General features: G+C 40.6%; 23 protein-coding genes and 1 pseudogene. 22 read left to right on the top strand and 2 right to left on the bottom strand.

Annotated elements, in window-relative coordinates; all coding sequences use genetic code 11:
- Positions 1-4: 4 nt before the first annotated feature.
- On the bottom strand, positions 5-712 hold the full coding sequence (locus tag HUK49_RS00410) for a type 1 glutamine amidotransferase (RefSeq protein ID WP_102168051.1): 708 nt from the start codon (positions 710-712) through the stop codon (positions 5-7).
- Positions 712-2,049: a Mur ligase family protein gene (locus tag HUK49_RS00415; RefSeq protein WP_102168052.1), complete on the bottom strand. Its 1,338-nt coding sequence runs from the start codon at positions 2,047-2,049 to the stop codon at positions 712-714. Before HUK49_RS00415 ends, HUK49_RS00410 begins: the two co-directional genes overlap by 1 nt.
- A 175-nt stretch (positions 2,050-2,224) precedes the next feature.
- On the opposite strand from HUK49_RS00415, the gene HUK49_RS00420 reads away from it, so the two are divergent.
- The 22 genes and pseudogenes from HUK49_RS00420 (at position 2,225) to HUK49_RS00525 (ending at position 21,866) form a co-directional block, all read left to right on the top strand.
- Positions 2,225-2,812, top strand: a complete 588-nt coding sequence (locus tag HUK49_RS00420; RefSeq protein WP_191912246.1) for a thymidine kinase — start codon at positions 2,225-2,227, stop codon at positions 2,810-2,812.
- Between the two features lie 9 nt (positions 2,813-2,821).
- Complete coding sequence (prfA, locus tag HUK49_RS00425; RefSeq protein WP_178696161.1) at positions 2,822-3,904, top strand: peptide chain release factor 1; 1,083 nt, start codon at positions 2,822-2,824, stop codon at positions 3,902-3,904.
- A complete protein-coding gene (prmC, locus tag HUK49_RS00430) occupies positions 3,897-4,757 on the top strand; it encodes a peptide chain release factor N(5)-glutamine methyltransferase (RefSeq protein WP_102168054.1) in 861 nt (286 codons plus the stop codon). The genes prfA and prmC overlap by 8 nt, the downstream gene beginning before the upstream one ends.
- A 5-nt stretch (positions 4,758-4,762) precedes the next feature.
- Positions 4,763-5,782 carry an L-threonylcarbamoyladenylate synthase gene (locus HUK49_RS00435; protein WP_191912247.1) on the top strand — a complete coding sequence of 340 codons (1,020 nt, stop codon included), beginning with the start codon at positions 4,763-4,765 and terminating at the stop codon, positions 5,780-5,782.
- A 77-nt stretch (positions 5,783-5,859) separates the two neighbouring features.
- The gene (upp, locus tag HUK49_RS00440) at positions 5,860-6,495 is read left to right on the top strand and encodes a uracil phosphoribosyltransferase (protein ID WP_102168056.1); all 636 of its coding nucleotides are present in this window, start codon (positions 5,860-5,862) and stop codon (positions 6,493-6,495) included.
- Between the two features lie 193 nt (positions 6,496-6,688).
- Positions 6,689-8,419, top strand: a complete 1,731-nt coding sequence (gene ptsP, locus HUK49_RS00445) for a phosphoenolpyruvate--protein phosphotransferase (RefSeq protein WP_191912248.1) — start codon at positions 6,689-6,691, stop codon at positions 8,417-8,419.
- A gap of 99 nt (positions 8,420-8,518) precedes the next feature.
- A complete protein-coding gene (locus tag HUK49_RS00450) occupies positions 8,519-9,631 on the top strand; it encodes a YibE/F family protein (protein ID WP_191912287.1) in 1,113 nt (370 codons plus the stop codon).
- A complete protein-coding gene (locus tag HUK49_RS00455) occupies positions 9,631-10,404 on the top strand; it encodes a YibE/F family protein (RefSeq protein ID WP_102168058.1) in 774 nt (257 codons plus the stop codon). The genes HUK49_RS00450 and HUK49_RS00455 overlap by 1 nt, the downstream gene beginning before the upstream one ends.
- A 151-nt stretch (positions 10,405-10,555) precedes the next feature.
- The gene (locus HUK49_RS00460) at positions 10,556-11,857 is read left to right on the top strand and encodes a solute carrier family 23 protein (protein ID WP_102168059.1); all 1,302 of its coding nucleotides are present in this window, start codon (positions 10,556-10,558) and stop codon (positions 11,855-11,857) included.
- Between the two features lie 266 nt (positions 11,858-12,123).
- Entirely contained in the window at positions 12,124-12,831 is a 708-nt protein-coding gene (atpB, locus tag HUK49_RS00465) for a F0F1 ATP synthase subunit A (RefSeq protein WP_102168060.1), read from the top strand.
- Positions 12,832-12,860: 29 nt separating this feature from the next.
- Positions 12,861-13,079, top strand: coding sequence for a F0F1 ATP synthase subunit C (gene atpE / locus HUK49_RS00470; protein WP_003666561.1), 219 nt, complete (start codon positions 12,861-12,863; stop codon positions 13,077-13,079).
- A gap of 49 nt (positions 13,080-13,128) precedes the next feature.
- Complete coding sequence (atpF, locus tag HUK49_RS00475; protein ID WP_102168061.1) at positions 13,129-13,647, top strand: F0F1 ATP synthase subunit B; 519 nt, start codon at positions 13,129-13,131, stop codon at positions 13,645-13,647.
- Positions 13,637-14,179: an ATP synthase F1 subunit delta gene (gene atpH / locus HUK49_RS00480; RefSeq protein WP_191912249.1), complete on the top strand. Its 543-nt coding sequence runs from the start codon at positions 13,637-13,639 to the stop codon at positions 14,177-14,179. The genes atpF and atpH overlap by 11 nt, the downstream gene beginning before the upstream one ends.
- A gap of 30 nt (positions 14,180-14,209) precedes the next feature.
- Positions 14,210-15,745: a F0F1 ATP synthase subunit alpha gene (gene atpA / locus HUK49_RS00485; RefSeq protein WP_102168062.1), complete on the top strand. Its 1,536-nt coding sequence runs from the start codon at positions 14,210-14,212 to the stop codon at positions 15,743-15,745.
- Positions 15,746-15,776: 31 nt separating this feature from the next.
- Positions 15,777-16,703 (top strand): F0F1 ATP synthase subunit gamma, encoded by a 927-nt coding sequence (locus tag HUK49_RS00490; RefSeq protein ID WP_102168063.1) that lies wholly within the window; start codon positions 15,777-15,779, stop codon positions 16,701-16,703.
- Between the two features lie 23 nt (positions 16,704-16,726).
- Positions 16,727-18,151, top strand: coding sequence for a F0F1 ATP synthase subunit beta (gene atpD, locus HUK49_RS00495; protein ID WP_191912250.1), 1,425 nt, complete (start codon positions 16,727-16,729; stop codon positions 18,149-18,151).
- Between the two features lie 11 nt (positions 18,152-18,162).
- A complete protein-coding gene (locus HUK49_RS00500; RefSeq protein ID WP_102168065.1) occupies positions 18,163-18,591 on the top strand; it encodes a F0F1 ATP synthase subunit epsilon in 429 nt (142 codons plus the stop codon).
- 157 nt (positions 18,592-18,748) lie between these two features.
- On the top strand, positions 18,749-18,979 hold the full coding sequence (locus HUK49_RS00505; protein WP_102168066.1) for a DUF1146 family protein: 231 nt from the start codon (positions 18,749-18,751) through the stop codon (positions 18,977-18,979).
- A 19-nt stretch (positions 18,980-18,998) separates the two neighbouring features.
- A pseudogene (gene murA / locus HUK49_RS00510) lies at positions 18,999-20,316 on the top strand (UDP-N-acetylglucosamine 1-carboxyvinyltransferase).
- A gap of 68 nt (positions 20,317-20,384) precedes the next feature.
- Positions 20,385-21,389: a rod shape-determining protein gene (gene mreB, locus HUK49_RS00515; RefSeq protein ID WP_102168068.1), complete on the top strand. Its 1,005-nt coding sequence runs from the start codon at positions 20,385-20,387 to the stop codon at positions 21,387-21,389.
- Complete coding sequence (gene yidD / locus HUK49_RS00520; protein ID WP_191912251.1) at positions 21,389-21,628, top strand: membrane protein insertion efficiency factor YidD; 240 nt, start codon at positions 21,389-21,391, stop codon at positions 21,626-21,628. The genes mreB and yidD overlap by 1 nt, the downstream gene beginning before the upstream one ends.
- 13 nt (positions 21,629-21,641) lie before the next feature.
- A complete protein-coding gene (locus HUK49_RS00525; protein ID WP_003717674.1) occupies positions 21,642-21,866 on the top strand; it encodes a DUF2969 domain-containing protein in 225 nt (74 codons plus the stop codon).
- Positions 21,867-21,898 lie beyond the last annotated feature (32 nt).

The raw sequence follows: 21,898 nt of genomic DNA on the forward strand, positions 1-21,898 counted from the left end.
TTAGCTAAAATGTTGGTTTAATTATTAACTGTTCTTGGTTACTAAAGTCCTCATTTGGGTATTTTTTGTGAAGGGCAGCTAACAAAAGATGCTTGGCAATTTCGCCATTCCGGGTAAGAATTGGCCCGTGGAAGTATGAACAATAAACTTCTTTGTAAATTGCTCCTTCAGTTTTGTCTTGACCATTATTTCCGTGACCAGAGATTACTTTGCCGAGTGGTCGTTCGCCATCGCCTAAGAAGGTCATCCCGTTATGATTTTCAAAGCCGTGGTATTCGTCACCCGTTTGTTCGTTCTTAATAGTGATGTTACCGATAAAACGGTTGTGATCCTGACTGAGAGTATAGTGAGGGAGAATATTTAATCCCGGAATTTTTTCTCCGTTAGCGCCAATATAATATTGACCAAGTAATTGGTAGCCACCACAGATTGCAAGTAATGGTTTTTGATCATCAATAAATTGTTTAATCCCAGTCTTCTTATTTGGCAGATCCTTTGAAACAACGAATTGTTCATAGTCTTGACCGCCACCAAAAAGGGCCAGGTCAAACTTTGCTGGATCAAATTCCTGACCAATACTGATCACTTGAACCGTAATGTCAGCATCCATCTGTTTAGCATAGTACTGTAAAGCAATAATATTACCGACATCGCTATAAGTGTTTAGTAGATTTCCGTACAGGTGTGCAAGATTAAGATGATATTTTGCCATTAATCCATTCCTCCCTTAATGTAGCCCTTTTCTGCCAGTTGTTTTCGTAATTGCAGAACTGCAGTGTAGGTAGCTAGGATATAGACATGCTTTGTCGGCATTTCTTTAATTTTAGCAATTACGTGAGTTAAATCAGGCTCGTGCCACATGCTGTCGACGCCGGCCATTGTAAGTCGGGTAGTGATATCTTTATAACGTTCACCACCGGTCATATATTGAGGAATATTATGCTGAACCAGCTTTTCAAAGTTACCATCCCAGATCCAACTAGTATCAATCCCGTCAGCATAGTTAGCATTTAAAAGAAAAGCAAAGCTAAAGGGCTGGGGATCAGTTTCAATCATATCAAGGACCTGGTTTAACCCAACCGGATTTTTAACCAAAATTAACGTAACTTCTTTACCATCTACATTAATGACTTCTTGACGACCGAAGACCCGTTCATCAGATTCAAAGGCATCTTTAATTTGGGCTTGGCTAACCCCGAGAAATCTTCCTAACGCATAGGCTGCTAAGGCATTATAGATATTATAGAGACCGCCGATACCGATTTTGTATTTTTCACCATCAAGTTCAAAGGTTGAGCTAGTTGGCGTCAGTTGATCAATTTTTGTGACAGCATAAGTCAGCTTTGGCCGTTTAAATCCACAATGAGGACAGAAATAATCACCAAGATTAGCATAAGTTCGCATTCGATATTTTAGGATGTGCTGACACTTAGGACAAAGAAGGCCGTCCGTGTTAGCTGGCGCATCGAATGGTTCCCGTTGCTCGTGATTAAACCCATAGTAAATAATGGGATTAGGTAAATCGTGAGAATTAAACAACTGTTCGTCACCGTTAGCAATAATTGTTGCCTTTGGAGCTAATTTAACCCCGTTAAGAATTTTTTGGTATGTGGTGTAGATTTCCCCATATCGATCCATTTGATCACGGAAAATATTAGTGAAGATAAAAGCAATTGGTGTGATATACTTAGTGACCTTTACCACGTTTGCCTCATCAACTTCAAGTACTGCCAACCCTTTTTTCTTTGGCCGTGGTGCCGTAATGAAAGTAGTAACGATTCCTTGTTCCATGTTTGAACCGGTTGGGTTGGTCAATACTTGGTCGTATTTTTCGCGGAGAACCCTAACACTTAAAGAAGTTGTTAAGGTCTTGCCGTTAGTACCAGTGACAATTACTAAATCATACTTTTTACTGAATGCTTGCAGAATATTAGGGTCAAGCTTTAATGTTAATTTCCCGGGTAATGAACTCCCGCCATTCATGAAGGTGTGGAGAAACCAGTAGCTTGACCGACCAGCTGCTTCAGCAAATGAACTGCGTAATGACATGTATTAAAAATCCTTTCACCGAAATTAGATTACGACTAATTTTAATCTTTAATTGATTAAAAGAAAAGTGTTTCGGATTAATATTAAGAAACCATTACTCACTAGCTAAGTATTTAAATGAAAAATGCTTTCAGATATAATAGATTTATCTATGTGTATAAAAGGAGTGCGAATTGTGGCGCAACTATTTTTTAAGTATGGCGCAATGAATTCTGGAAAGTCTATTGATATCCTGAAGGTTGCTCATAATTATGAGGAGCAAGGTAAAAAAGTAGTCTTGCTAACCAGCGGGGTTGATGACCGTTCCGGAAGAGGTGTAATTGCAAGTCGAATTGGTCTTTCACGTAAAGTTCAACCTGTAATGGCGGACACGGATATTTATGACTATGTTCGTCAAATGAATGAAAAAATATATTGCGTTTTGATTGATGAGGCACAATTCTTAAAGAAGAGACATGTTCTTCAACTAATCAAGATTGTTGATGAGCTTCACATTCCGGTAATGACGTTTGGCCTAAAGAATGACTTTAAAAACGAATTATTCGAGGGGTCAAAGTACTTACTAATCTATGCCGACAAAATTGAAGAAATGAAGACAATTTGTTGGTTCTGCGGGAAAAAGGCAACGATGAATTTACGGGTTCATAATGGACAACCAGTTTATGAAGGTGAGCAGGTTCAAATTGGTGGTAATGAGTCGTATTATCCAGTTTGTCGTTACCATTATTTCCATCCAAAAATACAGGAAAAAGGAGAAAAGTAACCTATGGAAATGGCTGAAATTTTCGATAAGCTGCAAGCTGTAGCTGACCGATATGACGAATTAAATGAGCTGATTAGTGATCCTGAAGTGATTGCTGATTCACAACGGTTTATGAAACTTTCTAAAGAAGAGGGGAGTCTACGAGAAACTGTTGAAAAGTATAATGAGTATAAAAAGGTGACGCAGACAATTAGCGATGATGAGGAATTGTTACGGGAGAGCGATGATCCTGATCTAACTGAATTAACAAAAGATGAATTAAGTAGCGCTAAGGATCAACAAGCTAAATTAGAAAAAGAATTGGAAATCCTTTTAATTCCAAAAGATCCAAATGATGATAAAAACATTATTATGGAAATCCGTGGTGCCGCTGGTGGGGATGAAGCGAGCCTATTTGCGGCTGACCTTTACAACATGTACCTTCACTATGCTGAAAACCAGGGATGGAAGGTCGAAGTCGTTGATAAGAGTGAAACGGAAGTCGGTGGCTTTAAGGAAATTGCTTTGATGATTACCGGTGATAAGGTTTACTCAAAACTAAAATTTGAAAACGGGGCTCACCGGGTTCAACGGGTGCCAGTTACCGAATCTGCTGGACGGGTACATACTTCTACCGCTACTGTTGGGGTAATGCCAGAAGCAGAGGATGTTGACGTTGATATTGATCCAAAAGATATTCGGGTTGATGTTTACCGTTCAAGTGGTGCTGGTGGTCAACACGTTAACAAAACTTCATCAGCAGTGCGGATGACTCACTTGCCGACGGGAATTGTTGTTGCCATGCAGGATGAGCGGTCACAGCAACAAAACCGGGCCAAGGCCATGCGGATTTTGAAATCCCGGGTTTATGACTACTACCAACAAAAAGAGCAAAGCGCATACGATGCCAAGCGAAAAGATGCGATTGGAACGGGTGATCGTTCTGAACGAATTCGGACGTATAATTATCCTCAAAACCGGGTTACGGATCACCGAATCGGTTTAACCCTCAATAAGCTTGATAAAATTATGTCAGGTGATCTTGACGAGATTATCGAGGCATTAATTGTTGCTGACCAAACGAAGAAATTGGAACAATTACGGAATGAATAATCAAACTTATTTCGCTGCACAACGCTGGGCAAAGGAACAATTAAGTGGACAAAATATTGATCCCGGCTCACCTCGATTTCTTTTAAAAGAGCGTCACGGTTGGGATGATACCCACCTACTGGTTCATAATCGCGAATTGATGCCAGATGATGAATGGCAATGGTTTCAGGGGGCAGTTAGGCGCTTGCTAAATGATGAGCCTGCTCAGTATATTGTTGGAAGTGCTCCGTTTTACGGAAGAACATTCATTATTAATCATGATGTCCTGATTCCAGAAGCCGAGACTGCAGAGCTAGTTGATTGGGTCTTGAAGGAAAATTCTTCTGCCCCGTTAAAAGTTCTTGATTTAGGAACCGGGAGCGGGGTAATCGGAATTACCTTGGCTCTGGAGCGTCCGCAATGGGATGTTACATTAAGTGATGTCTCACCCGCGGCTTTGATGGTCGCACAAAAAAACATGCAGCGGTTTAACCTTAATTTAAGGCTGGTGCAAAGCGACCTTTTTGCTAACCTGGTTAATGAAAAGTATGATTTGATTGTTACTAATCCACCATATATTTCTCATGATGCTACTGCGCTGATGGATAGGTCAGTTTTGAAATATGAACCTAAATTAGCACTCTTTGCCGATGAGAATGGGCTAGGATTTTATCATCGTTTATTTGCAACGATTGCTAGTCATTTGACTTCGCAAGGGCAGTTATTTGGTGAAACTGGTTTTGATCAGGAACAAGCAATTCAAGAATTATTGCATCGGGTAGATAGCACTGCCCAAATTGAACCACGGCATGACGTTGCTGGGAAGATGAGGATGATACACGTATGGGATTTTTCAAACGTAGGAGGAAATTAGAAAGAATGGATACGGGGATTTTTCATTTAGATGAAATTAATCAAGCGGCGAAAGCCATTCAAGATGGCAAATTAGTTGCATTTCCTACCGAAACTGTTTATGGGCTAGGAGCAGATGCGACTAACGAAGCGGCAGTAAAAAATGTCTATTTGGCAAAGGGACGTCCAAGTGATAACCCGCTAATTGTTCACGTTGCCTCAATTGAGATGGTAGAGAAATATGCAAGTGAGATTCCAGATAACGCCCGAAAGTTAATGAAGGAATTTTGGCCAGGCTCGCTTACAATTATCCTAAATATTAAGAAGGGGGTTCTTTCAAAGACCGTTACTGGGGGCCTTTCAACGGTAGCTTTCCGTTTTCCTGATTGTCAACCAACACTTGATTTAATTAAAGAAGCCGGAGTACCGATCGTTGGTCCATCAGCCAATACTTCTGGGAAACCTAGTCCAACAACTGCCCAGCACGTTTATCATGACCTTCACGGGAAAATTGCGGGAATAATTGATAATGGTCCTACTCGAGTGGGGGTTGAATCAACGGTCCTTGATATGTCAACTGATCAGCCCGTTATTTTACGTCCTGGGGCAGTAACGAAGCACCAAATTGAAGAAGTAATTGGTTCGATTGACTTGAATCATCACCATGTTGGTAAAAATGAAACCCCTAAGGCGCCGGGAATGAAGTATAAGCACTATGCTCCTAACGCTCAGGTTTACATTGTTGATGAGGGAACCGACTGGAAACAGGTTGTTGATTGGATTAAGCAACAGCCATTTGATGTTGGAATGATGGCAGAAGAAAAAATCTTGCAACAGTCGACTCTACCAATGAATGCAATTCAATTTTCGTTAGGGAAGAATGTTGCTGATGCAAGTGCTCGTTTATTTGATGGTTTACGTCAGTTTGATGATCAACCGAATGTTAAGGCAATTGTTACCCAAGCATTCCCGGCAAAGGATCTTGGTCGGGCATACATGAACCGGTTGAATAAGTCAGCTGGTGGCGAACATTTTGCAACAAAATAAAAAAATTACCTATTTGTTTATCAAATAGGCATTTTTTTTGGTAAAATAGGGAAGAAATTCAAAGGAGTGTATTAGGCATGGGTAAATTTGAAGTGATGGATCACCCATTGATCCAACACAAATTGACAATGATTCGGGATAAGAACGTTGGGACAAAGTTTTTCCGGGAAACGGTAAAGGAAATTTCGACATTGATGGCATATGAAGTTGCTCGTGATATGCCATTGAAGGATGTTGAAGTTGAAACACCAATTGCCAAGACAACTAAGAAGGAATTAGCGGGGAAGAAAGTAGCAATTATCCCAATTCTTCGTGCTGGCCTAGGAATGGTTGATGGAATGACTGATTTGATTCCAGCTGCCAAGATTGGCTTTATCGGGATGTACCGTGATGAAGAAACGCTAAAGCCACATGAATACTTTGTAAAGTTACCAAATGACATTACTGAACGGCAATTATTCATTGTTGATCCAATGTTAGCAACTGGTGGTTCAGCAATGATGGCAATTGAAGCATTGAAGAAGCGCGGTTGTTCTGAAAAGAACATGAAGTTTGCATGTTTAGTTGCTGCTCCAGAAGGGGTTAAGGCTGTTCGTGAAGCTTACCCAGACGTAGATATCTACGCTGCTGGGCTTGATGATCACTTAAATAAGGATGGTTACATTGTTCCGGGATTAGGTGATGCTGGTGACCGTCTCTTTGGTACAAAGTAACTTTGATTAGACTCGGTAAGTTAAAAAATACCGATTATGGAAAGAGATCGAGAAAAAGCAAAATAGTTTTTTCTCGGTCTTTTTTTGTCTCTTCTTTAAATTCTAAATGGGTATTTATTGAACTGGTCATTAAGAAAAGATTCTCCTATAATAGATGTAAACCGGTTTCTTTAAAGAGGGTAAGCAGATAGAAATGACTTTAAAAATGACAGGAACAGCGGCTAGTAATGGTATCGGAATTGCACCAGCATACATTGTAGATAAACCTGATCTGAGTTTTGAAAAGCGACGGATTAGTGATCCGTTTGCAGAAATTCAGCGTTTTAAAAACGCCTTGCTTGCGATTAGTAATGATCTTAGGGCGATAAAAAAAGCAGCTACAAAAAAGTTATCAAAAGATGAGCTCGCGATTTTTGATGTTCATATTGAAATCTTAGATGATCCAGAAATGTTTAATCAGGTTGTTACCCGGATTCGTAGTCAACGGATTAACGCGGAAACAGCTTTTGAAGAAGTAATCACGCGGGTTATTCACGAATTTGAATCAATGACGGGAAATAAGTACATGCAGGAACGGGCAACGGACTTTGCTAGTATTCGGGATCAGGTATTGGCAAAACTTGAAGGAAAACAGCTTCCTAACCTGCAAACGCTTGATCATCCGGTAATCGTGGTTGCCCATATGATTGGACCATCGGATACTTCCCAAATGAATGCTAAGTATGTTAAGGGAATTGTCACTGAGGTTGGTGGTCGAACAAGTCATGCTGCAATAATGGCTCGTTCATTGCAAATCCCGGCAATTGTGGGTTGCAAAAAGATTGCTCACCAAGTAAAAAATGGTGAACGGATGATTGTTGATGGCTTTTCAGGGGCGGCAATTGTCGAACCTACTGCCCAACAGGTAGAGCATTATCAACAACTAGCAAGTCAGTATGCAGCAGAAAAACTTCAGTGGGCGAAGTTGGTTAATAGTCCTTCGGTTACGAAGGATGGTCAACAATTAACTATTTCTGCTAATATTGGTTCATCGAATGATATTCCGGCAGCCGTTAATAATGGTGCAGATGAAATTGGCCTTTTCCGGACTGAATTTCTTTACATGAAGAGTGAACACTTACCAACTGAGGAGGAGCAGTTTCGAGCATATCAGGATGCGGTTGAAAGCCTCAAGGGGAAGACGCTAGTAGTGAGAACACTGGACATTGGCGGAGATAAGCCGCTAACTTTCATGCCGCTCCCTCATGAATTAAACCCGTTTTTAGGCTATCGTGCAATTCGGATTTCGCTGGATCGTCCATCAATGTTTCGTACTCAGTTACGGGCACTGATTCGGGCTTCACAGTTTGGTCAAATCAATATCATGTTTCCAATGATTACGACTTTAGAAGAGCTTCGGTCAGCCAAAAAGATTTACTATGAAGAACGCGAGAAACTTCGTCGAGATGATCCACGAATTGGCGAAAATATTAAACTAGGGATCATGATTGAGGTTCCACTGGCTGCACTATATGCAGAGCGATTAGCCAAGGAGGTTGACTTCTTTAGCATTGGGACGAATGATTTAATTCAATATTGCTTTGCGGCGGATCGGGGGAATGCATCTGTTTCCTATCTCTACCAGCCGTTGAACCCACCATTTTTAAAATTAATTGATCACATTATCAAATCAGGTCACCAGCACAACACAACGGTGGCAATGTGTGGGGAAATGGCTGGTGATCGGCTTGCTTTGCCACTTCTAATGGGGATGGGATTAGATGAGTATTCGATGAGTGCAACATCAATCTTACGGACCCGGTCAATGATGAGAAATCTCAACATTAAAGAATGTCAGCAGTTATATCATGAAGCAGTAACAAAGTGTGAAACTGCCAATCAAGTTCACGACTTAGTTGAAAATTGGCTAAAAGCGAATAATTAATAGTGAAGAGCTTACGATAAAGATAAGATTTTTATCAGCTCTTTTTTTGTTTTAAATGAATAGTAAAATATTGGGTGATTGTAAAAAAGGGAAGTGAAAATCGTGACAATTCAGTGGTCACGCCAGAGAACATACTTATTAATTGGGATGATTATTTGCGGAATTGTAGCAATGCTTTTTGTTACTCATAACCAGCGCCTTTATCGGCAACCAATTGCTCGGGTTGTGCAAGTAACTAATGAAAAGCCTCAACGAACTGAAGACCAGTTTAAAAACGTTGATCACCAGACTAATCAGGAGCTTACAACAATCCTGATGAACGGAAAAAGACGTGGGGATAAAGTTAAGGTTCAAAACACATTTAGTGATTCGCAACCAATGGATCAGCAGTATAAGGTAGGTGATCAGTTATTTCTTTCTCAATTAAAAACCAACCATGGGAAATTATCAGCTAATCCAGCAGGGCCAAAGCGAGACACAGTGATTGTCTTTTTAAGCTGGCTTGTTATTACAGTTTTACTGCTAACAATGGGGAGAGCAGGGACGTTTGCACTTATTAGTGTAGTAATTAATACTATTTTATTCTTGCTGGCGGTTTCACTAGACCTTCATAACCAGGGGAACCATGTCCTGCTGATTTTTTCAACGTTAGCTTTAATTTTTACCGTTATTAGTCTTTTACTTGTTCTTGGGCCGACTAAAAAAATGCTCGCCACATTAGGCGCAACGGTTATTGGAACAGCAGTGGCAATTTTAATTGGAGTTCTGGTCCTTCACCTTACCCATAATCGAGGGGTTTATTATGAATCTATGCAGTATTTGACTCAAGTACCGCGACCGTTATTCATTGCGGAAATTTTACTGGGGTCATTAGGTGCGGTTATGGATGAATCAAGTGATATTGTAGCAACGCTATTTGAATTGAAACGAATTGATCCAACTGTCACACGGCTACAGTTGTTTATGTCTGGGAGGAGTATCGGTAAATCGATCATGGGGCCGTTAGTAAATGTCCTTTTTTTGATCTTTATGGCAGATACCTTTACAAACAGCTTACTTTACCTAAAAAATGGTAATTCATGGGGGTATACATTTAGCATGAACATGAGCTTGGGGATGGTGCAAAGTTTAATTAGCGGAATTGGAATTGTGCTAGCAGTTCCGGTAGTTAGTCTCCTTGGTGCATTACTATTAGGAAGGAGGAACCGATAATGAGCGCGATTTATGCATTAGGAATAGTATTACTATGTTTGATGATTCTTGTTGGCGGTAAGCAAGGATGGCGATCCTTTCTTAGTTTATTATTGAATTTTGGCTTTTTGTTTTTCGCCATTGTCCTGATTGAATTTCATGTTCCGCCAATGTTTGTTGTTGCGACTACCGGAATTACGATTTTAGCAATCACAATTTTTATGGGGGAAGATGACCTACGAACAACAGTGACGGCTTTTTATGCTTCATTGATTGTTTTAGCAATTCTGATTTTACTTATTCTGTTTGTCAGCCATTGGGCAATGGTTCAAGGATTTGGTACTGAGGATAGTGATGACCTTGAGGGAATGTCGATCCTAATTGGAATTAGTTATTTAAAGGTTTCGGTTACCGCAATTGTTATTAGTACATTAGGAGCCATTGCTGAAGCAGCAATGGCAATATCCGCAGGGTTAACGGAAATCCTGGAAACTCATCCTCAAATCAGCAATTCCCGATTAGTTGAGGGGGGAATGGAAATTGGTCGGCAGATTATCGGAACTACTCTGAATACTTTATTTTTCGGCTTCTTTGGTGGTTTCCTTTCTCTCTTTATTTGGTTTGCCGGATTACACTATTCATTTGGAATGATTTTCAACAATAAGATTTTTGTTGCTGAGCTAATTGAAATTTTGATTTCATTTCTCGGTGTCCTCCTGACTGTTCCAATTACTTCATTAGTAATGGTTAAACGACGAAATCGGGTCATTGACAAACCAGTAGAAACGAAGTAAGATACACTTTGAAATTAAAACCTTTAAACGAGGTCCTGTGAGGCCTCAAAGGTGCGGTGAAATGACACTACATGCTTGTAGGAGAATATTTACTAAAGCAGCTTTGAGGCCTCACTCAAAGCTGCTTTATTTTTTAGGGAGGGAAATATTCATGGCTCATCGTGACGATGTCGTGTTAGACGTTAATGAAAAGCCAAAAACAGGTCAATGGATTGGACTTTCACTCCAACACATGTTTTCCATGTTTGGTTCTACTGTTCTGGTACCAATTCTTGTTGGGTTGAATCCAGGGATTGCACTTTTTAGTTCCGGTGTTGGTACGTTAATGTACCTGTTAATTACAAAACATAAGATCCCAGCATATATGGGTTCAAGTTTCTCGTTTGTTGTCCCCATGATGGCATTAATGAAGTCAACTGGTTATCCGGGGATTGCACAGGGGACAATTGCCGTTGGGTGTGTTTACCTGATTGTTTCAGTAGTTGTTAGTTTAATTGGCTCGGATTGGATTGATAAGATCTTGCCACCAATTATCGTTGGCCCTGTGGTTGTTGTTATTGGACTTTCATTGGCTAGCACAGCGGCCAAGGATGCCACCATTAATTCAGTAACGGGAAAGTATGATCTTAAATTCTTTGCAGTTGCAATGATCACGATGCTACTGACAATTGCTTTTAATATGTACTTTAAAGGGTTCATGGGACTGATCCCAATTTTGATGGGGATTGTTTTTGGCTACATTGTTGCTTGCTTATTTGGGATCGTTGATTTTACACCGGTAGAGAAAGCTCACTGGTTTAGTCTACCTGCGTTCCAAATTCCGTTTATTAACTACCACCCACAATTTTACTGGGGAGCAATTTTAAGTATGGCACCGATCGCCTTTGTAACGATGACTGAACACTTAGGTCATATTATGGTATTAAACGAATTGACCGAGCGAAATTTCTTTAAGGATCCGGGATTAAACCACACCTTAGCAGGGGATGGGACCGCATCAATTATCGCTGGATTCGTTGGTGGCCCTCCAGTTACTAGTTACGGTGAAAATATTGGTGTTATTGCTATTACTAAGGTTCAATCTGTCTATGTTATTGCTGGTGCTGCAGCGTTTGCAATCTTCTTTAGTTTTATTGGCAAGTTAAGTGCGTTAATTGAAACAATTCCAATGCCAGTTATTGGTGGGATTTCTTTCCTTCTTTTTGGGGTGATCGCATCTAGTGGTTTACGAGTAATGATTGAAGACCAGATTGACTTTAATAAAAAGCGGAACCTAATGATCGCTTCAGCAATTTTGGTTATCGGAATTGGGAATGCCTACTTGAAATTAGGACAATACCAGTTCTCTGGATTAGCAGTTGCGGCTGTTTTGGGAATTGCATTAAACCTCATTCTTCCACAAGAAGCGCGGAGTGAAAAAGAAATTTCTGAAAAAGTCAACAAAGTTAAATAGTTCAGGAAAAGAAGCTCACGTTAAGCTTCTTTTTTTATTAAAAGATGATTAAAGGATCACAAGAAGAAATGAATTATTAAATAGAAAATCTAATTAGAACAGTCTTTGTTAACGGTTTATTTCTTAAAAAAACAAGAAATCTTTTTGAATGTTGCTTCAAATGATGATATATTAATACTCGTATATTGGGCTAGTTCGTATTAGTATACGACGTTCATCCAATTTACAGCCAAATTATTGTTATTAAGGAAAGAGGTGAAATATGAATGGGCGGTGATGCTTTTACTTTTAAGTTTCTTGGCTTAACGTTTAATGCAACTAACATCATTTCAGGTCTTGTTATTTATGCAATCGTATTCTTTGTATTATTTGGCATGTCCCGAAAGATTCAAATGAAGCCAAAGGGTGCGCAGAATGTTTTGGAATGGCTAATCGACTTTACGAATGGGATTGTTCGTAGTCAGATGCCAAATGAAGAGACTGGCCATTACAGTTTTTTGGCCTTTGTTCTTTTCGTTTTCATTTTCTTTGCCAACCAGTTTGGTCTGATTTTTAATCTTAGTTGGAATAACCAAGAAATCCTTAGAAGTCCAACGGCGGATCCAGTTGTTACTTTAACATTCTCACTGATGGTAATTACGCTCGCTCACTTTGCAGGAATTGCAAATAAGGGTCTTGGCGGTTACTTGAAGGGGTATGTAAAGCCATTTGCATTGATGTTGCCAGTCAATATCATTGAAGAATTGGCTAACTTCTTAACTTTGGGTTTGCGGATCTTTGGTAACATTTTTGCTGGTGAATTGCTATTAAAGTTGGTTGCTGGAGTTGCCTTTTCACACGGTGCTTTAACAATCATTCCAGGATTCTTACTTGAGTTGCTTTGGCAAGGATTCTCAGTATTTATCGGTTCAATTCAGGCATATGTTTTTGTAACATTAACGACAGTTTATATTTCTCGGAAGGTTTCCGAATAATAATCTATCTCTTAAGGAGGAATTTTAAAATGGCATTAGGAGCAATTGCTGCAGGACTCGCGGCTATGGGTGCCGCTATCGGTGGTGGTATTGGTGATGGTATCTTAATCGGACATACTGTTGACAGTATCGCGCGTCAACCAGAATTACAAAGTAGATTACAAGCAACGATGTTCATCGGTGTTGGTTTGATCGAAGCCATGCCTATCATCGCTATTGTTATCGGCTTCCTTGTTATGAACAAGTAATTATTTTGATTAATAATTTTTATTTTAGAGAACAAGGAGGTGTCAATAGATGTTTGTGAACAGTGTTTTAGCTGAATCTAATAGCTTATACGTTGGTGATTTGGTATTCTACATCGTTACCTTCATTATCCTGATGTTACTTATCAAGCACTTTGCTTGGAAGCCAGTTACGGATATGATGAAAAAGCGTGCAGATAAGATTGCTAGTGATATTGACAATGCTGCTAAATCACGTGAGAACGCTGAAAAGATGGCTGCTAAACGACAAGCTGAGTTACAAAACTCTCACCAAGAAGCTGCTGACATTGTTAATAATGCCAAGAAGTCTGGTGAAGCCCAACGTGCTCAAATTGTTGAAGCTGCACAAAATGACGCTCAAGCACTTAAGCAACGCGCACAAGAAGATGCTAAGCAGGCTCGTCGTGATGCGTTGAATGGTGCAAAGGATGACGTTGCAAACTTATCTATTGAGATTGCTTCCAAACTCATCCACAAAGAATTAAATGCGGACGACCAAAAAGAATTGATTGATTCGTATATTGAAGGGTTGGTAGATCATGAGTCTTGATAAGCAAACAGTTGCAAATCGTTATGCGAAAGCACTGTTCGAGTTGGTCGATGAAGACAATACACTCGATCAAACTTATCAAGAATTGACTGCTCTACGTCAAGTCTTTGAGGACAACGCTGCACTGGCTTCTGTTTTATCAGGAGTTCAATTATCACTCAGTGAAAAGAAGTCCCTTATTGATGATTTGAAGAAGGTTTTTTCTCAACCAGTTTCAAATTTAATTCAAATGACTTTTGATTATGGCCGGATTAACGATCTAGTTGCAATCATTGATGAGTTTGAGCGACGGTATGACGCTAAGATGAAACGTGTTCATGCCGACGTTGTTACAGCGATCCAACTTGATAAACAACAACGTGATCAACTTAAGGCTAACTTAGCCCAACGATTTGGAGCTAAGGAGGTTGTTCTTCATGAACAAGTTGATCCCGAAATTTTGGGCGGGGTTATCGTTCATCTTAATAATAAGACATTGGATGGTAGCTTAAGTTCAAAGATTAAGCAGATTCGTCGTTTACTAGTTAGATAAATTATCTTATTTCGAAGAGGTGAGACCTTTATGAGCATTAAAACTGAGGAAATCAGTTCACTCATCAAGAAACAACTTGCCAACTACCAAGACAAAGTATCTGTCGAGGAAACGGGTACTGTTACCTACGTTGGTGATGGTGTTGCTCGTGCCGACGGCTTGGAAAATGCCATGGCTGGTGAGTTGCTCGAATTTAGTAACGGTGTTTACGGAATGGCACAAAACCTCGAAAGTAACGATGTTGGTATCGTTATTTTGGGAGACTTTTCTGGCATCCGTGAAGGTGATACCGTTAAGCGGACGGGTCGAATCATGGAAGTTCCCGTCGGTGAAGCATTGTTAGGACGGGTAGTAGATTCATTAGGTCGACCAATTGATGGACTTGGTGAAATCAAGACTGACAAGACACGTCCAATTGAAAAGAAGGCTCCAGGTGTTATGGAGCGGAAGAGTGTTAGTGAGCCATTACAAACAGGTATTAAGGTTATTGATGCCTTAGTACCAATTGGTCGTGGTCAGCGTGAGTTGATCATTGGTGACCGGAAGACCGGTAAGACTGCCATTGCATTGGATACCATCATTAACCAAAAGGACAAGGACGTAATTTGTATTTACGTTGCCATTGGACAAAAGGAATCAACTGTTCGAGCAAACGTTGAAACCTTGCGGCGTTACGGAGCATTGGACTACACAATTATTGTTTCAGCTAGTGCTTCTAACCCTGCACCAATGCTTTACATTGCCCCTTATGCTGGTGCTGCAATGGGTGAAGAGTTTATGTATGGTGGCAAAGATGTTTTGATTGTTTATGATGACCTTTCAAAGCAGGCCGATGCATACCGTGAACTTTCATTAATTCTTCGTCGGCCTCCTGGTCGTGAAGCTTACCCTGGTGATATTTTCTATACTCACTCACGGTTACTAGAACGTGCTGCACGGCTATCTGATGATCTTGGTGGTGGGTCAATGACTGCATTACCAATTATTCAAACCCAAGCCGGTGATGTTTCTGCCTACATTCCAACCAACGTTATTTCAATTACTGATGGACAGATCTTCTTGAATTCTGATGAATTCTATGCAGGTCAACGTCCAGCCATTGATGCTGGTACATCAGTTTCTCGTGTTGGTGGTGATGCTCAGGTTAAGGCAATGAAGAAAGTTGCCGGGACATTGCGTTTGGATATTGCATCATATAATGAATTAGCTTCATTTGCTCAGTTCGGTTCTGATCTGGATGAAGCAACTCAAGCCAAGTTATCACGTGGTAAGCACACTATGGAACTTTTGAAGCAAGGATTGCACCAACCACAACCTGTTGAACAACAAGTTGTAACACTGTTTGCTTTGTCAAACGGTTTCGTTGACCAAATTCCGGTGGATGATGTTCCACGCTATGAAAGCGAACTTGCTTCATTTATGCATGCTAATCACCAAGACCTTTATGACACGATTAAGTCAACTGGTAAGTTACCAGAAGGTGACGACTTAAAGAATGCTGTCGCTGAGTTTACGAAATCTTTCCAAACCAGTGATGACAAGAAAAAAGCCGCACAAAAGAATTAATAATGACTAGTCGAAAGGACGGTGAGATTTAGTGCCAGCTTCACTTGCTGCTGTTAAGCATAAGATTGAATCCACAAAAAGCACGCGCCAGATTACTGCTGCCATGCAAATGGTTTCAACTGCAAAATTGAATCAAATTCAACACCATACTCAGTCATATGAAGTATATGCTGAGAAGGTTAAGAAGATGTTGTCCGATCTGGTTAAATCTCACAACGCATCTGCAGCTAGCGCCAGTCATGACGCTTACGCTGCGTTGTTTGAGAAGCGTCCAGTTAAAAAGACTGGAATTTTAGTTATTACATCTGATCGTGGCTTGGTTGGTAGTTACAATAACAATATTATCAAGCAAACTTTACAATTAATGAAGGACAAGAATCTAACTGCTGAAAACACAGTATTCTTAACTGTTGGTAAGACCGGGACTGAATTTTTTAAGAAACGTGGGATGAACGTCGTCTACGAGTATTCAGGAATTAGCGATGTGCCGACATTCCGTGAAGTCCATCAAATTGTAAAGACTGCTGTTCAGATGTATGACGATGCCGTATTCGATGAAATGTATTTGGCATACAGCCATTACGTTAATCGAATTACGTCCCGAGTACGGGTTCATGATGTATTACCAATTACTGCTGAATCATTGATGGAGGATGAGGAAGAATCCGCAGAATCCGTTCAAGATGAATCACCAATTACTGCTGAATACGAATTTGAACCTTCGGATACGGAAATTATTGCTGGACTTGTTTCACAATATGCGGAAAGCTTATTGTATGGAGCCATCCTTGATGCAAAGACGTCAGAACACTCATCAAGTGCGAACGCAATGCGGTCTGCTACTGATAATGCAGATGACATCATTTCATCATTGGAACTGCAATATAACCGTGCTCGTCAAGCTGCTATTACCACCGAAATCACTGAAATTACCGGTGGTATGACGGCACAAGAATAAAATTTAACTGAGGAGGAAACAACATGAGTTCTGGTAAAGTTGTTCAAGTTGTCGGACCAGTTGTTGATATTGAGTTCCCCTTAGATGAAAAGCTACCAGAGATTAATGACGCGTTAAAGATTAAGGAAAGTGATGACAAAACCTTAACTACTGAGGTTGCCCTTGAATTGGGTGATGGAGTAGTGCGGACAATTGCCATGGACGGTACCGATGGTCTTCAACGGGGAATGGAAGTCGAAAATACCGGAGCACCTATTAGTGTACCGGTTGGTGACGATACTCTGGGACGTGTTTTCAACGTTTTAGGTGAACCAGTTGATAACGGTCCTAAGTTTGGACCAGATGCAAAGCGGATGCCTATTCACCGTGATGCACCTAAGTATGATGAATTAAACAACAATACTGAAATCCTTGAAACTGGGATTAAGGTTATTGACTTGTTAGCCCCATATGTTCGTGGTGGTAAGATTGGGTTATTCGGTGGTGCCGGTGTTGGTAAGACCGTTTTGATTCAGGAATTGATCCACAACATTGCACAAGGGCATAATGGTATTTCTGTCTTTACGGGTGTTGGTGAACGGACCCGTGAAGGTAACGATATGTACTACGAAATGAAGGCTTCAGGAGTTCTTGAAAAGACTGCCATGGTTTATGGTCAGATGAACGAACCTCCTGGTGCCCGGATGCGGGTTGCCTTAACTGGACTTACCATTGCGGAATACTTCCGTGATGTAAAGGGTCAAGATGTTTTGCTATTCATTGATAACATCTTCCGGTTTACCCAGGCCGGTTCAGAAGTTTCTGCCCTGTTAGGACGGATTCCTTCTGCCGTTGGTTACCAGCCAACGTTGGCTACTGAAATGGGTCAGTTACAGGAACGAATTACTTCTACTAAGAAGGGTTCAATTACCTCGATTCAGGCCGTTTATGTTCCAGCCGATGACTATACCGACCCTGCTCCGGCTACAACGTTTGCGCACTTGGATGCCACCACTAACTTGGAACGGCGGTTGACTCAAATTGGTATTTACCCTGCCGTTGATCCATTAGCATCAACTTCAACAGCGTTAACTCCTGAAATTGTAGGTAAGGAACACTATGAAGTTGCTACTGAAGTTCAACACGTTTTGCAACGATACCATGAATTGCAAGATATCATTTCTATCTTAGGGATGGATGAATTATCTGATGATGAAAAGGTTATTGTTGCTCGTGCTCGGCGGATTCAAAACTTCTTATCACAAAGTTTCAGTGTTGCCGAACAATTTACCGGTACGCCAGGTAAGTATGTTCCATTGAAGGATACTATTAAAGGATTTAAGGGTATTCTTGAAGGAAAGTATGATGACTTACCAGAAGAAGCATTCCGGTTAGTTGGTACAATCGATGATGCTGTTGAAAAGGCTAAGAAAATGAAGGCTGATGCTGCTAAAGAAACTGCAGAGTAGGAGGGATAATTATGGCTGATACTAAGTTTAAAGTCACCATTATCACTCCTGATGGTACGGTTTATGATAATGATAATGCCACGATGGTTATTATGAACACTTCCGGTGGTCAAATGGGGATCATGGCTAAACACGTACCTGTATTAGCATCATTAACAATTAGTGAGTTACGAATTAAGCATGATCAGGGTACTGATGAAATTGCTGCTGTTAACGGTGGAATCATGCAATTTGATGGTGAAACTGCCTTAATTACCGCAGATAGTGCTGAAATGCCCGAAAAGATCGACGTTGCTCGTGCTGAAGAAGCTAAGCAACGTGCTGAAGAAGCAATTAGGAAAGCGAAGGAAGCGCACCGACAAAATGACCTTGCTCGTGCTGAGGTTCATTTAAAGCGTGCTGTTAACCGTCTTAAAGTTTCTAAGTTTAAGCAAAAGTAACCCCACTTTTTAACGATATAAAAGGATATTTAATGAGTAAAATGCTTGTTAAATATCCTTTTTTGATTATTAACTTAGTCTAAAGGTTGTTAATGATGACTGATCACTCATTAGTTGGTATGATAAAATTGTAGTTGGTTTTAAAGAGGGTGAAAAGGTGCAGATAACAGGAATTAAAGCCTTAGTAGAAATAGTTATCCAACTCGGAATGATCTGGCTAACCTTTACCGCGATTCAGGGCTTTCGGCTTGAACGTCTTTTTCGTCGTCCCCCGAAAACGTTACCGTTAGCAATTGTCTTATTTTCTACAGCGATCGGTTACTTATGCGCCAGTTTTTTCATCGGGTTCATTAATGCAGTTAGCCAACTACCCGGTTTATTGCGTTGACTTAATAAGGAGTTAAATTATGGAAAAGATAATTATTAAGGGTGGTCATCGTTTATTTGGACGCGTTGCCGTTGAGGGAGCCAAGAATGCTGTTTTACCGCTTCAAGCAGCAGGAATTCTTGCCTCTACTGGAACTCTTCATTTAACTAATGTTCCGGTATTATCAGATGTCCTAATGATGAATGAATTATTAAAATTTTTAAATATTCGGGTTCAATTTAATCAGGAGAACCATGTTATCGATTTGAATGCTAGTCAAAAGGTTTCATCAGAAGCGCCGTTTCAATATGTAAGTAAAATGCGTGCTTCGATGGTAGTAATGGGCCCGTTATTGGCAAGAACTGGTTATGCTAAGATCGCTCTTCCGGGCGGATGTGCAATTGGCTCTCGACCAATTGATCTTCATCTTAAAGGACTCCGTCAGCTTGGCGCAGTTATTGAACAGCATGATGGCTATATTGAAGCACGAGCCGATCGACTGGTTGGGACAAATATCTACTTAGATTTTCCGAGCGTTGGTGCTACCCAGAATATTATGATGGCGGCAACATTAGCAGAGGGGATTACAACAATTGAGAATTGTGCTCGTGAACCAGAAATTGTTGATTTAGCAAATGCCTTAAATAAAATGGGGGCCCGGGTGCATGGGGCTGGAACTGATGTTATCCGTATCCAAGGAGTTAACTTTTTACATGGCTGTGATTATCGGGTAATGTCTGACCGGATTGAAGCGGGAACCTTCATGATTACAGCCGCTGCAACTAATGGTGATGTCGTTATTGAGAATGCCGAAAGCAAGTATAATGAACCATTAATTGCAAAGCTGCAAGATATGGGGGGTTACGGTGATCGACCAGGATGATGGAATTCGAGTGCTAGGAACTTCGGTCTTGTTACCATCAACGGTCCAAACAGCACCGTATCCCGGTTTCCCAACAGATTTACAGCCGCAAATGACAGTATTACAGCTATTAGCAAACGGTACAAGTATGATGAATGAAACGGTCTTTGAAAAACGCTTTATGCACCTTGAAGAATTGCGCCGAATGAATGCAGAATACCAAATTAAAAACTCAACGGCTGTATTGAGTGGGCCAACGAAGTTTAGCGGGGCGGAAGTTGCTGCCACCGATTTACGCGCTGGTGCAGCTTTGGTCATTGCGGGATTGGTTGCCCAGGGAATTACCCAAGTTCGTAATTTGAAGTACCTTGACCGTGGATATTACCATCTTCATCAGAAACTGGCACAACTCGGTGCACAGATTGATCGGGTTAATATTGATGACCAAATCGAGTTGGCATCTGCTAAAGAGGTTAACCATCCTGAACGTGGTTAGCATTTTCAATTATGTGGTATAATTACCAACGTTATTATAAAAATTGGCCGGAAGGAGAAATTACATAAATGGCAAAGGATATCGGAATCGATTTAGGAACTGCAAACGTTCTAATTTATGTTCAAGGCAAGGGCATTGTCCTGAATGAACCTTCAGTTGTAGCAATTGACACGCAAACTAATAAAGTATTAGCTGTGGGTTCAGAAGCATATCGAATGGTTGGGCGGACACCAAGCAATATTCGTGCTATTCGTCCATTGAAGAACGGTGTTATTTCCGACTTCGATGTTACTCAAGAAATGCTTTCATACTTTATCGGCAAATTGAGTGTTAAGGGCTTTATGTCAAAGCCAGATATCATGATCTGTGCCCCAACAAACATTACTGAAATTGAACGAAAGGCAATTATTCAAGCAGCCGAGCAATCAGGTGGGGGTAAAGTTTACCTTGAATATGAGCCTAAGGTTGCTGCAATTGGTGCAGGGCTCGATATCTTTAAACCACGTGGTAGCATGGTTATTGATATGGGTGGTGGTACTAGTGATATTGCCATTCTTTCACTAGGTGATATTGTTGCTAGCCAGTCAATCCGGATGGCTGGTGATAAGTTAAACAATGATATTACTGCCTATATTAAGGATCACCATGGCTTAATTATTGGTGAGCATACTGCTGAACAAATTAAGATGGAGATTGGAACTGCATTACCAGTTGATGAACCTAAAAAAATGGATGTTCGTGGTCGTGATGTTGCTACCGGAATGCCAAAGCAAATCACAACTGATGAAAATGAAATTGAAGAGGCAATTCACGGTACTCTTGATCAAATTGTTAAGGCAACAATTAGTGTTCTTGAAACCATCCCACCTGAATTAGCAAGCGATATTATTGATCGGGGAATTATGCTTACTGGAGGGACGTCACTTCTTAAGGGAATTGATCAACTCTTCAGTGATCAGTTAAAGGTTCCCGTTGTTGTTTCTCAGGATCCACTTGATAATGTCGCTAAGGGTGCTGGTGAAATGCTAGAACGAATGCAAAAGACAGATAATAGTAAAAAAGGTAAGGACTAGTGAGTAAGTTCGCGTGTCGAATGATTCGGTGGTATCAACGAAACATATCGGCGAAGCGATCTTTTAGAGCTTGTCGGTACTATCCCTCTTGTTCTCAATATACGTTAGAAGCAATTCAGCGTTTTGGAATAAAGGGAATACTGCTTGGAATCGTTCGGGTACTACGGTGCCATCCTTTTGCTCGTGGTGGTTACGATCCGGTTCCAACAAAATTTACTTTCCATCGAGTTATGAAATAGTAAAGGTGAAAAAGTGGCAAAAAAAGATAAAAAAATTGAAGTTAATGTAAAGGATATTGAACGTCGTCATCAACCAGTTCAGCAAGTGTTCATTGGCAAGCGGCTGATTGGTGAGGTATTAGCGGATGGTAACCGATTCAAAGCCTTGCTAACCGCTGACGAAAGCGAGTTTTATGTTCGTTCTCAAGAAGAAGGACTAGAAGTTGTCCTCCAACAATATCATTTACATCAAGGATAATGCGATGCAGCAGCGTTGCTAAAATCTCAAAA

This window comes from Limosilactobacillus portuensis (assembly GCF_014838735.1).
Taxonomy (GTDB): domain Bacteria; phylum Bacillota; class Bacilli; order Lactobacillales; family Lactobacillaceae; genus Limosilactobacillus; species Limosilactobacillus portuensis.

Bases quoted from the DNA above. Each gene is read 5' to 3' on its own strand.
- HUK49_RS00410 (WP_102168051.1), bottom strand. From the start codon at position 712: ATGGCAAAATATCATCTTAATCTTGCACACCTGTACGGAAATCTACTA.
- HUK49_RS00415 (WP_102168052.1), bottom strand. From the start codon at position 2,049: ATGTCATTACGCAGTTCATTTGCTGAAGCAGCTGGTCGGTCAAGCTAC.
- prfA (WP_178696161.1), top strand. From the start codon at position 2,822: ATGGCTGAAATTTTCGATAAGCTGCAAGCTGTAGCTGACCGATATGAC.
- prmC (WP_102168054.1), top strand. From the start codon at position 3,897: ATGAATAATCAAACTTATTTCGCTGCACAACGCTGGGCAAAGGAACAA.
- HUK49_RS00435 (WP_191912247.1), top strand. From the start codon at position 4,763: ATGGATACGGGGATTTTTCATTTAGATGAAATTAATCAAGCGGCGAAA.
- upp (WP_102168056.1), top strand. From the start codon at position 5,860: ATGGGTAAATTTGAAGTGATGGATCACCCATTGATCCAACACAAATTG.
- ptsP (WP_191912248.1), top strand. From the start codon at position 6,689: ATGACTTTAAAAATGACAGGAACAGCGGCTAGTAATGGTATCGGAATT.
- HUK49_RS00455 (WP_102168058.1), top strand. From the start codon at position 9,631: ATGAGCGCGATTTATGCATTAGGAATAGTATTACTATGTTTGATGATT.
- HUK49_RS00460 (WP_102168059.1), top strand. From the start codon at position 10,556: ATGGCTCATCGTGACGATGTCGTGTTAGACGTTAATGAAAAGCCAAAA.
- atpB (WP_102168060.1), top strand. From the start codon at position 12,124: ATGGGCGGTGATGCTTTTACTTTTAAGTTTCTTGGCTTAACGTTTAAT.
- atpE (WP_003666561.1), top strand. From the start codon at position 12,861: ATGGCATTAGGAGCAATTGCTGCAGGACTCGCGGCTATGGGTGCCGCT.
- atpF (WP_102168061.1), top strand. From the start codon at position 13,129: ATGTTTGTGAACAGTGTTTTAGCTGAATCTAATAGCTTATACGTTGGT.
- atpH (WP_191912249.1), top strand. From the start codon at position 13,637: ATGAGTCTTGATAAGCAAACAGTTGCAAATCGTTATGCGAAAGCACTG.
- atpA (WP_102168062.1), top strand. From the start codon at position 14,210: ATGAGCATTAAAACTGAGGAAATCAGTTCACTCATCAAGAAACAACTT.
- atpD (WP_191912250.1), top strand. From the start codon at position 16,727: ATGAGTTCTGGTAAAGTTGTTCAAGTTGTCGGACCAGTTGTTGATATT.
- HUK49_RS00500 (WP_102168065.1), top strand. From the start codon at position 18,163: ATGGCTGATACTAAGTTTAAAGTCACCATTATCACTCCTGATGGTACG.
- mreB (WP_102168068.1), top strand. From the start codon at position 20,385: ATGGCAAAGGATATCGGAATCGATTTAGGAACTGCAAACGTTCTAATT.